This window comes from Brachybacterium nesterenkovii (genome assembly GCF_900163655.1).
Lineage (GTDB): Bacteria > Actinomycetota > Actinomycetes > Actinomycetales > Dermabacteraceae > Brachybacterium > Brachybacterium nesterenkovii.
This window is the reverse complement of sequence record NZ_FWFG01000094.1, coordinates 1-13,201: the sequence shown is the minus strand read 5'-3', so window position 1 is coordinate 13,201 and position 13,201 is coordinate 1. Positions and strand designations below refer to the sequence as shown.

14 protein-coding genes are annotated in these 13,201 nt (G+C 74.2%); 13 read left to right on the top strand and 1 reads right to left on the bottom strand.

All coding sequences use genetic code 11. The features are described 5' to 3' along the window. Nucleotides 1-356 precede the first annotated feature (356 nt). From FM110_RS10905 to FM110_RS10845, 13 genes are all read left to right on the top strand, one after another. On the top strand, nt 357-986 hold the full coding sequence (locus FM110_RS10905) for a mismatch-specific DNA-glycosylase (RefSeq protein WP_087104788.1): 630 nt from the start codon (nt 357-359) through the stop codon (nt 984-986). 294 nt (nt 987-1,280) lie between these two features. Then, nucleotides 1,281-2,636, top strand: a complete 1,356-nt coding sequence (purB, locus tag FM110_RS10900) for an adenylosuccinate lyase (RefSeq protein ID WP_087104787.1) — start codon at nt 1,281-1,283, stop codon at nt 2,634-2,636. Continuing rightward, nucleotides 2,633-3,199, top strand: a complete 567-nt coding sequence (locus FM110_RS14890; RefSeq protein WP_200810224.1) for a GNAT family N-acetyltransferase — start codon at nt 2,633-2,635, stop codon at nt 3,197-3,199. The genes purB and FM110_RS14890 overlap by 4 nt, the downstream gene beginning before the upstream one ends. Beyond that, entirely contained in the window at nt 3,196-4,011 is an 816-nt protein-coding gene (locus FM110_RS10890) for a transporter substrate-binding domain-containing protein (protein ID WP_087104786.1), read from the top strand. The genes FM110_RS14890 and FM110_RS10890 overlap by 4 nt, the downstream gene beginning before the upstream one ends. Nucleotides 4,012-4,014: 3 nt before the next feature. After that, a complete protein-coding gene (locus tag FM110_RS10885; protein WP_087104785.1) occupies nt 4,015-4,686 on the top strand; it encodes an amino acid ABC transporter permease in 672 nt (223 codons plus the stop codon). Nucleotides 4,687-4,690: 4 nt separating this feature from the next. Beyond that, nucleotides 4,691-5,434, top strand: coding sequence for an amino acid ABC transporter ATP-binding protein (locus tag FM110_RS10880; protein ID WP_087104784.1), 744 nt, complete (start codon nt 4,691-4,693; stop codon nt 5,432-5,434). Next, nucleotides 5,431-6,828, top strand: coding sequence for an MmgE/PrpD family protein (locus FM110_RS10875; RefSeq protein ID WP_087104783.1), 1,398 nt, complete (start codon nt 5,431-5,433; stop codon nt 6,826-6,828). The genes FM110_RS10880 and FM110_RS10875 overlap by 4 nt, the downstream gene beginning before the upstream one ends. Nucleotides 6,829-6,912: 84 nt before the next feature. Further along, entirely contained in the window at nt 6,913-8,259 is a 1,347-nt protein-coding gene (locus FM110_RS10870) for a M20/M25/M40 family metallo-hydrolase (protein ID WP_087104782.1), read from the top strand. Nucleotides 8,260-8,322: 63 nt separating this feature from the next. Next, complete coding sequence (glsA, locus tag FM110_RS10865) at nt 8,323-9,291, top strand: glutaminase A (RefSeq protein ID WP_087104781.1); 969 nt, start codon at nt 8,323-8,325, stop codon at nt 9,289-9,291. After that, on the top strand, nt 9,288-9,665 hold the full coding sequence (locus tag FM110_RS10860; protein ID WP_407641045.1) for an NAD(P)-binding protein: 378 nt from the start codon (nt 9,288-9,290) through the stop codon (nt 9,663-9,665). Before glsA ends, FM110_RS10860 begins: the two co-directional genes overlap by 4 nt. Continuing rightward, complete coding sequence (locus FM110_RS10855) at nt 9,662-10,555, top strand: FAD-dependent oxidoreductase (RefSeq protein WP_234992309.1); 894 nt, start codon at nt 9,662-9,664, stop codon at nt 10,553-10,555. The genes FM110_RS10860 and FM110_RS10855 overlap by 4 nt, the downstream gene beginning before the upstream one ends. A 74-nt stretch (nt 10,556-10,629) precedes the next feature. Continuing rightward, complete coding sequence (locus FM110_RS10850) at nt 10,630-11,367, top strand: glutamine amidotransferase (protein ID WP_087104779.1); 738 nt, start codon at nt 10,630-10,632, stop codon at nt 11,365-11,367. An 85-nt stretch (nt 11,368-11,452) separates the two neighbouring features. Continuing rightward, nucleotides 11,453-12,316: a GH25 family lysozyme gene (locus FM110_RS10845; protein ID WP_087104778.1), complete on the top strand. Its 864-nt coding sequence runs from the start codon at nt 11,453-11,455 to the stop codon at nt 12,314-12,316. A 240-nt stretch (nt 12,317-12,556) separates the two neighbouring features. On the opposite strand, the gene FM110_RS10840 is transcribed toward FM110_RS10845, so the two are convergent. Next, entirely contained in the window at nt 12,557-13,000 is a 444-nt protein-coding gene (locus FM110_RS10840) for an SRPBCC family protein (RefSeq protein ID WP_087104777.1), read from the bottom strand. Between the last annotated feature and the right edge of the window lie 201 nt (nt 13,001-13,201).

The following is a 13,201-nucleotide window of genomic DNA, read 5'->3' as shown; positions in this document are numbered from 1 at the left end:
GCGGACGAGCGAGCTCGAGCGCCCCGTCCGCAGGCGTGCAGATGCGTCTGCCACATGGGGAAGTTCACTTGCAAGGAGCCCATGACCTGCATCTTCCATGACCCAGCGCCGCGTTCGACCGGGGGCTGCGATGTCGGTGGAGGAGAGCGGGACGCAGATCCCCACAGGTACTGCACACCGTGGGGACGAAGTCCCCCGGCCTGCGGAACTACACGTCTGTCATTCGTCCCCAGTCGTGGACAGCGATGTGGATAAGTGCGAGGTGGGCATGCCATGGATGTGGGGATCGAGGCCGGACGGCCCCCTGTCCCCGCGCCGGGGAGACCCCGGGCCGCCGCCCCTGCCACACTTCCCCCATGACTCCGCGTCCCACCCCCGCCGATCTCGAGGCCGCCCGCGATGCCGTCGTCGACGACCTCCTGCCCGACCCGCTGCGCCTGCTGATCGTCGGCATCAACCCCGGCCTGTGGACGGGCGCGACGGGCGCCCACTTCGCGCGCCCCGGCAACCGCTTCCACCCCGCCCTCGCCGCCGCGGGCATCACCGACCGCCTCATCGACCCGGCGGAGGGCTACGCGCCCGAGGACCTCGCGCACCTGCGGGCGATCGGCCTGGGCATCACCAACCTGGTCCGCCGCGCGACCGCCCGCGCCGACGAGCTGAGCGACGACGAGCTGCGCGAGGGGGCGGCGCGCCTCGTGCGCACGGTCTTGACGCACCGGCCCGCGGCCGTCGCGGTCGCCGGGATCACGGCCTACCGCATCGCGTTCGGCGAACGGCGGGCACGCGCGGGGCGCCAGGACGGCTGGCCGCGGCGCGCGCTCGAGGAGGCCGGAGCCCAGGCGCCGGTGCTCGAGGCGACCCCGCTGCTCGTCGTCCCGAACCCGAGCGGGCTCAACGCCCACGAGACCGTCGCCTCGCTCGCCGCGGCCTACCGCGAGGCCGCCGATGCCGCGGGCATGGAGCGCTTCGCGCCCTCGCGCTGATCACGGTCCGGGGCCGGCCCCGGCCCGACCGGCCCTGGCCCGACCGCGCCGACCGGCCCCGGTCCGACCGCGCCGCCCGGACGAGGTCCGAGCGGATCGCCGCGCCCGTCGAGGGCGTGATGTCGCCCCCGGAGCGTCCCGCCTGGTCGCCGCTCCCGTCGGCGCCCGGCTGATCACCACGTCACATCACGTCACCTTTGGCTCGCCATAAGAACGCGCGTCACCTAGCGTTATGGTGCCCCCAAGGTGCGCTCGTCAGTCGGCGCGCCGAGCGCCCGCCCCCGAAGGAGCCCCGTGTCCTCCCACGTCCTCGACATGCTGACGATCGGCAACAGCTTCGGCACGCCCGCGATGCGCGAGGTGTGGAGCGAGGAGGCGCGCCTGCGCCGCCAGCTCGACGTCGAGGCCGCCCTCGCCCGCGCCGAGGCACGGCTCGGACTCATCCCCGCCGAGGCCGGCGATGCGATCGCCGAGGCCGCGACCGGCGACTTCGACCTCGGAGCCATCGCCGCCGAGGCGGCCCGGGTGATGCACTCGCTCAACGCGACCGTCCACGCCCTCCAGCACGCGGCGGGGGAGCACGGCGAATGGGTCCACTACGGCGTGACCACCCAGGACGTCGTCGACACCGGCACGATCCTGCAGATCCGCGATGCGATCGCGCTGCTGCGCGCCGACCTCGTGGCCGTCGCGACGGCGCTGGCCCACCTCGCCCGCACCCACCGCGACACCCCGATGGTCGCCCGCACCCACTTCGTCCAGGCGCTGCCCACGACCTTCGGCTTCAAGGCCGCGATCTGGCTCGACGAGATCCTCCGCCACGTCGAGCGGTTCGACCGGGCCGCCGCGGACGTGCTGGTGGGCAACATCAACGGCGCCGTCGGCACGTACGCCTCGTTCGACGGCCGCGGCCGGGAGGTCGAGCGCGGGACCCTCGAGCTCTTGGGGCTCGCCGCCCCGCGCATCTCCTGGCAGTCCTCGCGCGACCGCATCGCCGCGTGGACCTCGACGCTCGCGCTCGTCTCCGCGACCCTGGGCAAGATCGCGACCGAGCTGTCGACCCTCATGCACACCGAGATCGGCGAGGTCGAGGAGGCGTTCACGAGCGGCAAGATCGGCTCCACGACGATGCCCCACAAGCGCAACCCCGCCCTCCTCGAGGGCGCCGCCGCGCTCACCGCGCCTGTCAAGCACGCCGCGGCCCTGGTCCTCGACGGCATGGCCACGGTCCACGAGCGCGACGCGATCTCGTGGCGCGCCGAGTGGGTGGCGCTCCCCGAGATCCACCAGTACCTGTCCGCGCAGCTCGCGGGCATGGGCCGCATCCTGTCGACCCTCGTCGTCCACGCCGACGCGATGGCCCGCAACCTCGACCTCCAGGGCGGGCTCCTCCTGAGCGAGAAGGCGATGTTCGAGATCGGCCGGGTCCTGGGCAAGCAGACCGCCCACACGATCGTGTACGACGCCGCGATGACCGCCGCTGAGACGGGCGATCGCCTCGAGCACCTCCTGGCCGCCGACCCCCGCGTGGCCGAGCGCTTCGACGAGGCGCAGATCGCCTCGTGGCTCGAGCCCCGCGAGTACCTCGGCGAGACCGGCGAGGCCGTCGACGCCGTCCTCGCCGGCTACGACGCGGCGGGCCTGGCATGACCGAGCGCGCGGGGCGCGTCCTGCGACGCCTCGGGGCGGCCGACGCCGACGCCCTCCTCGCCATCCTCCACGCCGCCTACGCCGCGGACCTCGAGCTCGGGGTGCGCTTCGGCGCCTCCGACGCCACGCGGGACGACGTCCTCGCCCACCTGCGGGGGAACCTCGCCCACGGCCTCGTCGACCCCGCGGCCCCCGAGCGGATCCTCGCGACGATCTCGATCCGCGTCCCGTGGGGCCCGAACCCGGGGCCGCTCGCGCTGCCGCACCTCGGCTGGCTCGCCGCCGACCCCGCCTGTCCCGAGCGCGGCCTCGGCTCCGAGGTCCTCGAGCGCATCGAGGACGTCCTGCGCGAGCAGCTGCGCGCCCCCGCCGTCACCCTCGGCACGGCCCGCGAGCACCCGTGGCTCGGCGACTACTACGTCCGCCGCGGCTACGAGCGCATCGGCAGCCGCGACCTGGGACTGGGCCACCTGACCGACTACCACCTCAAGCCGCTCGACCCCGCCGCCTTCGAGACCTGGCGCGCCGCGCACGTCTCCTACCTGGAAGGAATCGCCCGATGACCGCCACCGCCCCCCGCACCCCCGCATCCCTCAGCCGCCGCGCCTTCGGCCTCGGCGCCCTCGCCCTGCCGCTGCTCGCCGCCTGCTCCGGCGGGGCGGGATCCTCGACGCTGCGCGCCGGCGCGACCGGACAGTCGTTCCCCAACTCCTACAAGGAAGGAGGGAAGCTCGTCGGCTACGACGTCGAGGTCCTCGAGGCCATCGCGGGAAAGCTCGGCAAGAAGGTCCAGTGGACCAACGCCGACTTCTCGGGCCTCATGGGCCAGCTCGAGGCCAAGAAGCTCGACACGGTCGCCAACAACGTCGCCATGACCGCCAAGCGCGAGGAGCAGTACTCGTTCGCGAAGCCGTACGCGTACATGGGCGCGACCATCGTGACCCTCGAGGCGAACGCACAGATCAATGCCCTGCCGGACCTCGCCGGGAAGACCGTCGGCGGCGTCCTGGGATCCAACAACGTCACGCACCTCGAGGACTGGATCGCCGAGACGGGCACGCAGGTCGCCATCCGCACCTACGAGACCCGCGATGGCGCCATGCAGGACGTCCTCGCCGGCCGCATCGACGGCTACATCAACTCCACGGGCATCCTGCTCGCGGAGATCAAGAAGACGTCCGCGCCCCTAAAGTTCGTGGGCGACCCCATCGCGTGGGAGGCCGTGGGCCTGCCCTTCGCCCAGGGCTCTGAGCTCGTCGCGCAGGTCGACGAGCAGATCGAGGCGATGCGCGCCGACGGCTCCCTGAAGGCCCTCGCCGAGAAGCACTTCGGCTCCGACATCTCGGCGAAGCCCGAGGGCTACACGGGGAGCTGAGCCATGGACCTCGATCCCGGATACATGCTCGGCGTCCTGCCGGAGCTGCTGCCGTACCTGCCGGTCACGCTGCTGATCGCCGTCGTCTCGATGGTGCTCGCGGTGCTGCTCGGGCTCGTGCTCGCGCTCATCCGCTTCGCGAGGATCCCCGTGCTCGACCAGATCGCGCAGCTGTACATCTCGCTGTTCCGCGGGATCCCCACGCTCGTGCAGCTGTTCCTCATCTACTACGGGCTACCGCAGCTGTTCCCCGCGATGTCCACGATGAGCGCGCTGACCGCCGCGATCATCGGCTTCTCCCTCAAGGAGGCGTCGTACCTCGCGGAGATCTTCCGGGCCGCGCTCGCGAGCGTGGACCGCGGGCAGTACGAGGCGGGGCTCGCGACGGGGATGACCCGAGTCCAGGTCTACCGGCGCTACATCATCCCGCAGGCCGCGTTCAACGCCCTGCCGGCCACCGGCAACATCTTCGTCTCGCTCCTCAAGGAGACGTCCGTGGCCTTCACGCTAGGGCTCACGGAGATCTTCGCCGAGGCCAAGATCATCGCCTCGTCGTCGTTCCGCTTCTTCGAGACGTTCCTCGTGGTGGGGCTCGTGTACTGGGTGATGGTCGTCGTCTACAGCTGGCTGCAGCAGCGGCTCGAGCAGCGGCTCGGCCGCGCATACCGGAGGTGATCGCATGATCGAGGCGACACGGATCCGCAAGGCGTTCGGCGCCAACACAGTGCTGGACGGGATCGACCTGGAGGTCGGGACCGGCGAGGTCAAGGCCGTCATCGGGCCCTCGGGCTCGGGCAAGTCCACCCTCCTGCGGTGCCTGAACCTGCTCGAGGCCCCCGATGCGGGCACCATCCGCATCGAGGACGCGCAGGTCACGGCGCCGCGCATCAGCCAGAAGGAGGCGCACGCGCTGCGCAGCCGCACCGCGATGGTGTTCCAGGGCTACAACCTGTTCCGCAACCGGACGGCGCTGCAGAACGTCATGGACCCGATGGTCATCGGCCGGAAGGTCCCCGCCGACGAGGCCCGCGCGCGGGCCCAGGAGCTCCTGGCCCGCGTTGGCATCTCCGAGTCCACGCAGGCGCAGTACCCCGTGACGCTCTCGGGCGGACAGCAGCAGCGCGTGTCGATCGCCCGGGCCCTGGCCGTGCGGCCGCACGCGATCCTCCTCGACGAGCCGACGAGCGCGCTCGACCCCGAGCTCGTCTCCGAGGTCCTCGCCGTGATCCGCGACCTCGCGTCCGAGAGGATCACCCTGGTGATCGTCACGCACGAGATGGCCTTCGCCGCCGACGTCGCCGACCGCGTCGTGTTCATCGACGGCGGCCGGATCGTCGAGCAGGGACCGGCGCGCGAGGTCATCGAGCATCCGCAGCACGAGCGCACCAAGCGCTTCCTGCGTGAGGAGCTGGGCGCGCCGTGAGCGCGCTCGCCCGGGCCGTCGTCGCGGCCGATCCGCTCGGCGCGACGGGAGTCCGCGCGGCGGCGGAGCGCGCCGTGCTCGACCACGTCGCGTGCGCCGCGCTCTGCGACGCCGATCCCGCAGCACGTGACCAGGCCTCGCACCTGCTCGCGTGGGCGCGCGCCGAGGGGGAGCCCGTCGCCGGCCGTCCTGTGCTGGGGACCGACGCGCGGCTCGCGCCGTCCCGCGCGGCCCTCGTCGGAGGCTTCCGTGCCCACCTGCTCGACCTCGACGACACCCACGAGGACGTGCGCGGGCACCCGTCGGCGTCCCTCGTGCCGACCCTGATCGCCCTCGCCGACGACGCGGCGCCGCTCCCGGACGTGCTCGCCGCCCACGCCGTCGGCCTCGAGGCCATGGCCCGTCTGGGCCGGGCCCTCGGCCCCGCGCACTACGCGGCGGGCTTCCACCCGACCGCGACCGCGGGGGCCGTGGGCGCGGCGGCCGCGGGCGCGCACCTGCTGCGCCTCGACGAGGGGACGACCGCGCGGGCGCTCTCGCTCGCCGCCTCCCGGTCCGCGGGCGTGCGCGCCCAGTTCGGCACCCCCGCCAAGCCCCTGCACGCGGGCATGGCCGCCCAGGCGGGCGTCGAGGCCGTGCAGTGGGCGCTCGCGGGGATCGGCGCGGCCGACGACGCGGTGGCCGGGAGCGTCGGTCTGCTCGCGTCCCACGGCGTCGAAGCGGACGTGCGCGAAGCCCTGACCAGCGGCTTCGGGCAGACCTGGGCGATCGCGGCCCCCGGGCTGTGGATGAAGCGCAGCCCGTTCTGCTCGGCCGCGATGGGCCTCGTCGAGGCCGCCGCGGAGCTCGCCGACGAGCTAGATGGGACGGTGGACGAGCGGGCGGCGCGCATCGTCGGCGTGCGGGTGCGCATGCGGCCCGGGGCCGACGCCGCCCTCGTCCACCGCGCCCCCCGCACGGGGGAGGAGGCCCGCTTCAGCGCCGAGGCCCTCGTCGCCCTCGCCCTCCTCGGCGTGCCTCGCGACCTCGCGCATCTCGGCGCCGAGCCCCTCGACCCCCGTGCCCGCGCGCTCGCCGGCCGCGTCGTGCGCGAGCACGTGAGCGCCGGAACCCGCGGCACGCCGTCGGCCCCCGGTCCCGACCCGCGCACAGGGCGTGCGGTGCGGGACATGTGGAGCGGTGTGGACGTCGAGCTGGCCGACGGTCGCGTCCTGGCGGCGCAGGTCGACCGCCCCGCCGGCTCGCCCCAGCGCCCCCTGCCCGATACCGCGCTGCGGGCGAAGGCCGCCGAGGCGCTCGGGGAGGAGCGGGCCGCCGCGCTCGTCGCGCTGCTCGCGGGCCCCGACGCGACCGTCGGCGCCCTCACCGCCCTGGCCGTCGCCGGAGCGCCCTGACGGCCTCCGTGCGCGCTCCCCTCCCCATGCACGCCCTGTCCCCAGCCCTCGCCCACCGCCGGACCCGCCTGGAAGGATGACCCCATGCCGATCGCCGAACCGACCGCTGACGAGCTCGCTCTCCTGCAGGAGGAGGCCGTGCGCATCGCGCGCGACCTCATCCGCATCGACACCTCCAACTACGGGGAGGACCCGGGCCCGGGGGAGCGGGAGGCCGCCGACTACGTCGTCGCGCTCCTGCGCGAGGTCGGCTACGAGCCCGAGGTCTTCGAGCCCGCCCCGGGCCGCACCACCGTCCACCTGCGCATCGAGGGCGAGGACCGCGAGCGCGGGGGCCTCGTGATTCACGGCCACCTCGACGTGGTCCCCGCGAACGCGGAGGACTGGACGCACGACCCCTTCGGCGCGGAGATCGTCGACGGGATGCTGTACGGCCGCGGCGCCGTCGACATGAAGGACATGGACGGCATGATCCTCGCCGTCGTCCGCCACCTCGCCCGCACCGGCCAGAAGCCTCCGCGCGACCTCGTCATCATCATGTTCGCGGACGAGGAGGCCGGCGGCACATGGGGCTCGCGCTGGCTCGAGGCAGAGCGCTCCGACCTCGTGGCCGGCTGCACCGAAGCGATCAGCGAGGTCGGCGGCTACTCCGTGACGCTCCCGCGCGCGGACGGCGACGGCGAGACCCGCGCCTACCTCCTGCAGACCGCCGAGAAGGGCTACGCCTGGGGCCGCCTGCGGGCGACGGGCCGTGCGGGCCACGGCTCCGTGCCCAACGACGAGAACGCGATCGTGCGCCTGGCCCGCGCGATCGCCGCGATCGACGAGCACGATTTCCCGCTCGAGTACGTCGCGACGGTCCGCACCCTGTTCGACCGCGTCACCGAGATCACCGGTGAGGGCTGGGACGGCGACGACATCGAGGCGTTCCTGCCGCTGATGGGCGGGGCCCGCCAGTTCGTCGCCGGAACCCTGCGCGACAGCGTCAACGTCACGACCCTCAAGGCCGGCTACAAGGGCAACGTGATCCCGCAGACCGCCGAGGCCTCCTTCGACTGCCGCTTCCTGCCCGGCCACGAGGACGAGGTGCTCTCGCTCGTGCGGGAGCTCGCCGGCGAGGACGTCGAGGTGATCGTCGACAAGATCGGCATCGCCTACGACTCCCCGGAGGACACGCCGTTCGTCGACGCGATGCGCGAGGCGATCCGCGCGGAGGACCCGGGCGCCGAGCTCGTGCCGTACTGCCTGAGCGCCGGGACCGACAACAAGCAGTTGAAGTCCCTGGGGATCGACGGCTACGGCTTCGCGCCCCTGCAGCTTCCCGCGGACCTCGACTTCGCGCCCCTGTTCCACGGGGTCGACGAGCGCGTTCCGATCGCGGCGATCGAGTTCGGCGCCCGCGTGCTGCTGCGGCTCGTGCGGACCTGCTGAGGACCGGCCGCCTGCTGGGCCGGACCTGGGAGGCCGCGCCGCACGGCCGGTAGCGTCGGCCCCATGAACCCCCTCGAGACGTACCTCTCCCGGCTGTGCGACGACCTCCTGGGCTTCGAGCCCGACGGGGCGATCGAGCCGCTGGCCCGCGTCTCCGGCGCCCGCGAGGACCACATGGCCCTGGCCGTCTGCACGGCCGACGGCGAGGTGACCGCCGCGGGCAGCGAGCACGCCTTCCCGATCCAGTCGATCTCCAAGGCCGTCGCGTACGCCGCGGCGATCGACCGCCACGGCAAGGACCACGTCGTCTCCGAGGTCGACGAGGAGCCCACCGGCGAGGAGTTCAACGCGATCAGCATCGACAAGCGCACCAGTCGGCCCAAGAACCCGCTGGTCAACATCGGGGCGATCCGCGTGCACGCGATGCTCGGCACCGACCGCGCCGAGCGCACGGCCCTGCTGCGGCGGACCCTCGACGCCGCTGCGGGCCGCGAGCTGGAGCTGCACGAGGAGACGCTGCGGGAGGAGCTCGCCGGGGCCGACCGCAACCGGGCCCTCGCCTACATGCTGCGGGCCGCGGGCTCCATGGGCGATGACGCGGAGGAAGTCGTGGCCGGCTACCTCGAGGGCTGCGCGGTGCTGGCGACCGTGCGTGACCTCGCCGTCGTCGCCGGCACCTTCGCGCACGCGGGCGTGAACCCGGTGACGGGGGAGCGGGTGTTCACCGCGCTCGCCGCCCGGCAGGCCATGAGCGTCATGATGACCTGCGGGATGTACGACAACGCGGGCGACTGGGTGAGCGACGTGGGCCTGCCCGCGAAGTCCGGCGTGGGCGGCGGGATCATCGCGGCCCTGCCCACGCGCTTCGGGGTCGCCGCGTACTCGCCGCAGCTCGACGCCCACGGGAACTCGGTGCGCGGGGTGCGGGCGTTCGAGCGCATGACCGAGGACTTCGGCTGGCACGTCATGGAGGGCCCGCACGTGCCCGACCTCGCCGAGCGCGCCGCGGAGCTCATCGGCGACGTCCGGTGACAGCGCCCGGGCCCGACTCGCCGGTGCTCGACGCGATCGTCGTGGGCGCGGGCCAGGCGGGATTGGCCGCGAGCTTCCACCTGCGCGCCCTGGGCATCGACCACGTCGTGCTCGACGCGGAGGACGGCCCGGGCGGAGCGTGGCGCCACCGCTGGGACTCGCTGACGATGCGCGACGTCCACGGCGTCGCCGATCTCCCGGGCGAGCCCGCGCCGCCGCGCAGCTCCGAGCGCGCGAACCTCGTGATCCCCGGGTACTTCGGCGCGTACGAGGCCCGGCACGGTCTGCCCGTGCGCAGGCCCGTCCGGGTGCTGCGCGTCGAAGACGACCCGATGGAGCGCGGGGCACGGATGGTCGGGCGCTCCTGCGCGTGACCGTCCTCGACCACCGAGCCATCGCGTCGGATCGGGGCGAGGGCGTGCGGGCTGAGGGGATGCAGAGCGAGGATGCTGCAGGAGCTGCAGGAGCTGCAGGAGCTGCAGGAGCTGCTGGCGCTGTCGGCGCTCCCGACGCCGCCGACGGCGCAGGTGCGCGCACCCGCTCCCTGCTCGCCCGCACCCTCATCAGCGCCACCGGCACCTGGACGCGGCCCTTCGTGCCCGCGGTCCCCGGGGCCGCGGACTTCACCGGCGAGCAGTTCCACACGGCTTCCTACCCCGGCGCCGATGCCCTGCGCGGCCGCCGCGTGATGGTGGTCGGCGGCGGCGCGAGCGCCGTCCAGTTCCTCGGCGAGATCGCGCCGGTCGCCGACACGCTGTGGGTCACGCGGCGGCCGCCGCAGTGGCGCGACGGCGGTGAGATCGAGGGCCTCGCCGCCGTGACCGAGGTGGAGCGGCGGGCGGTGCTGGGCGAGGCGCCCCGCAGCGTCGTCGCCGCGACCGGCCTCGTGCTGCGCGAACAGGAGCAGGCGGCGCGGGCGCTCGGCGCCTACGACCATCCGCTGCCGATGTTCGAGCGCCTCGTGCCCGAGGGAGCGCGCTGGGCCGACGGCCGCGTCGAGCGCGTTGACGTGATCCTCTGGGCCACCGGCTTCCGCCCCGCGACGCAGCACCTCGCACCGCTGCGCCTGCGCTCGCCGCGCGGCGGGATCGCGCTGCGCCGGGTTCCCGGGAACGTCCAGGGCGCGACGACTGCCGCGGTCGATGAGCGCATCCAGCTCGTCGGCTACGGGCCCTCGGCCTCCACGATCGGGGCCTCGCGCGCCGCGCGTCAGGCCGCGCGCGCCGTGGCCGCGCTCGTGCGGGCCAGTGCCGACGCGCGCTAGCGGAGACGTCCGACGCTGTCCACCGCCGGGTCCCCGTGGCCCCCCGAGGCCTCCGCCGCCGTACGATCCAGCGCATGATGCCCTTCGTCCTGCTCGCGACGCGCCCCGAGGACGCGGTCGCCGACGCCGAGCACGCCCAGTTCTGCCGCGCCTCCGGGCTCGCCCCCGAGCAACTGCGCCGCATCCGCCTCGAGCAGGGCCCGCTGCCCGACCTCGATCTCGCCGCAGTCTCCGGCGTGATCATCGCGGGCAGCCCCTTCACCAGCTCCGATGCGCCGGAGACGAAGTCCGCGCTGCAGCGCCGCGTCGAGACCGACCTCGTCGGCCTGCTCGACCGCGTGATCGACCAGGACATCCCGCTGCTCGGCGCCTGCTACGGCGTCGGCACGCTGGGCCTGCACCAGGGAGCCTCCGTCGACCGCGCCTTCGCCGAGCCCGCGGGCGCGATCGAGGTGCGCCTGACCGACGCCGGGCGCACCGACCCGCTCGTGCAGGCCGCCGGACTGCCCGACGCGTTCGCCGCGATCGTCGGCCACAAGGAGGCCGTGAGCGCCCTGCCGCCGCACGCGACGCTGCTGGCTGAGGGCGCGTCCTGCCCCGTGCAGATGTTCCGCATCGGCCAGCGCCAGTACGCGACCCAGTTCCATCCGGAGCTCGACGCCGACGGGCTCGCCGAGCGCCTGCACGCCTATCTGCACGCCGGGTACATCGACCCCTCCGAGCTCGACGACGTCCTCGCCGCCGTGCGGCGCGCCGACCTCGCGGCATCGGCCGGGGTGCTGCGGGGATTCGTCGAGCTCTTCGCCCGCTGACGGGCCTGCCCGCGGGCGCGCCCGGGACACGCCGGGCACCGCGCGACCTGCGGGAATACGGGCGCGGCCCCCTAGCATGTGGCGCGTGCCCCGATACACCCGTGAGCAGGTGCGCCGCCGGCGCCGCGTCGCCGCCCTGATCCTCGCCGCGCTGCTGCTCGTCGTGGTGGGCTCGTGCACCGCGGGGATGGTGCGCGTGATCGGCGGCTCCGCGGCCGAGTCCCAGGCCGCCGAGATCACCGCGACCCCGGAACGCACCCGCCGCGCCGACCCCTCGGCCGTCGACGTCCCCGCGACCCCTCGCGACGCCGCCGCCCTGTCGCAGCTGCCCGCGGGCGAGTCCCTGGCCGACGGCGAGGCCCTCGGGATCGACGTCTCCGCCCACCAGGGCGCGATCGACTGGGAGCAGATCCGCGGCAGCGGCGTCTCCTTCGCGTACATCAAGGCCACCGAGGGCACGGGCCATGTCGACGAGCGCTTCGCCGCGAACTGGCAGGGGGCTGACCAGGCGGGCCTCGCGCGCGGCGCCTACCACTACTTCACGCTGTGCTCCGGCGGTGAGGAGCAGGCGATCGACTTCCTGAACGCCGTCCCGCCGAGCGACGACCACCTCCCGCCGGTGATCGACCTGGAGCTCGACGGCTCCTGCGAGGCGGCGCCCGACCGGGCGACCGTGGACCGCGAGGTGAGCACCTTCGTCGAGGCCGTCGAGAAGGCGTGGGGCCGACGCGTGGTCGTCTACTCCTCCTGGGACTGGCGCAACACCTACGGCCTGCCCGAGGAGACGACCCGGCCGCAGTGGCACTCCGATGTGGACGAGCGCCCCGACACGGACTGGGACATCTGGCAGGTCCGTTTCGACGCGCGCCTGCCGGGGATCGACCACGACGTCGACCTCGACGTCATGAAGGTCGACGATCTACGCGAGGCCTCGGCGCTCGACGCCTGACGGCGCTGGCGGCAGCTGGCGGCGCCTGGCCACGGCTGGCCACGGGACGGGGCGGCCCGGCGCAGTCCGTGATGGCTGGCCTCGGGACGGGGCAGGACAGGGCGGGGCGGCGCAGTCCGAGGCGGGTGGGCCCCGCGGGGCGGCAGGGTGAGGCGAGCTCGTCCCGGAGCCCGTCGCAGTCCCGAGCCTGCCCGGCCTCGTCGGGGCAGGGCCAGGCGAGCGCGTATCGGGTGGACCGGATCAGGCGAGGTCGGCGCCCGGCGCCTCGGGGACCGCGCCGACCTCGGTGTTCAGCCGCTCGAGCACCCGCGTCCAGTGCTCGCGGAGGCGGTCGCGCTCGGCGGCATCGGCCAGGCGCTCCTGGCGCAGCGACACGATGGTCGCCTCCCCGTCGGGCTCGAGGGTCACCTGGAAGACGGTCTCGTCGGCGGTGCCGGGCTGATCCCAGCGGACCCGCACGCGGGTGCCGATGTGGTAGCCGGCCACACGGCCGACCTCGCGGCGGCCCTGGCGCAGGGGCGCGCCGACCAGGGTGGGGACGGCGTCGACGCCCAGCCAGCGCGGCAGCCATTCCTCGACGAGGAGCGGCCAGGCGTCATCGACGGGCAGGGGGATCGCGGTGCGGACTCCGAGCTCCCACCCGGCGTCGCGGGTGAGGCCGAGGGGTGCTTTCGTGGAGGTCATGCCCCCACGCTAGGGAACGGTGCGGGGCGCGGTCGAGGGGGTGGCCGGGGAGTTCGCGGACCCCTCACCGGCGTGTCCCCGGGACGTCACCGGGCGTCTGCCGGGCCGCTCTCCCGTCGCGGATCCGCGTGCCCGGCCTGCCCGACCCGTCTGTCCCAGTCGTCCTGCCCCCTCGTCCGGCCCGAGTCGTCGTGCCCCGGC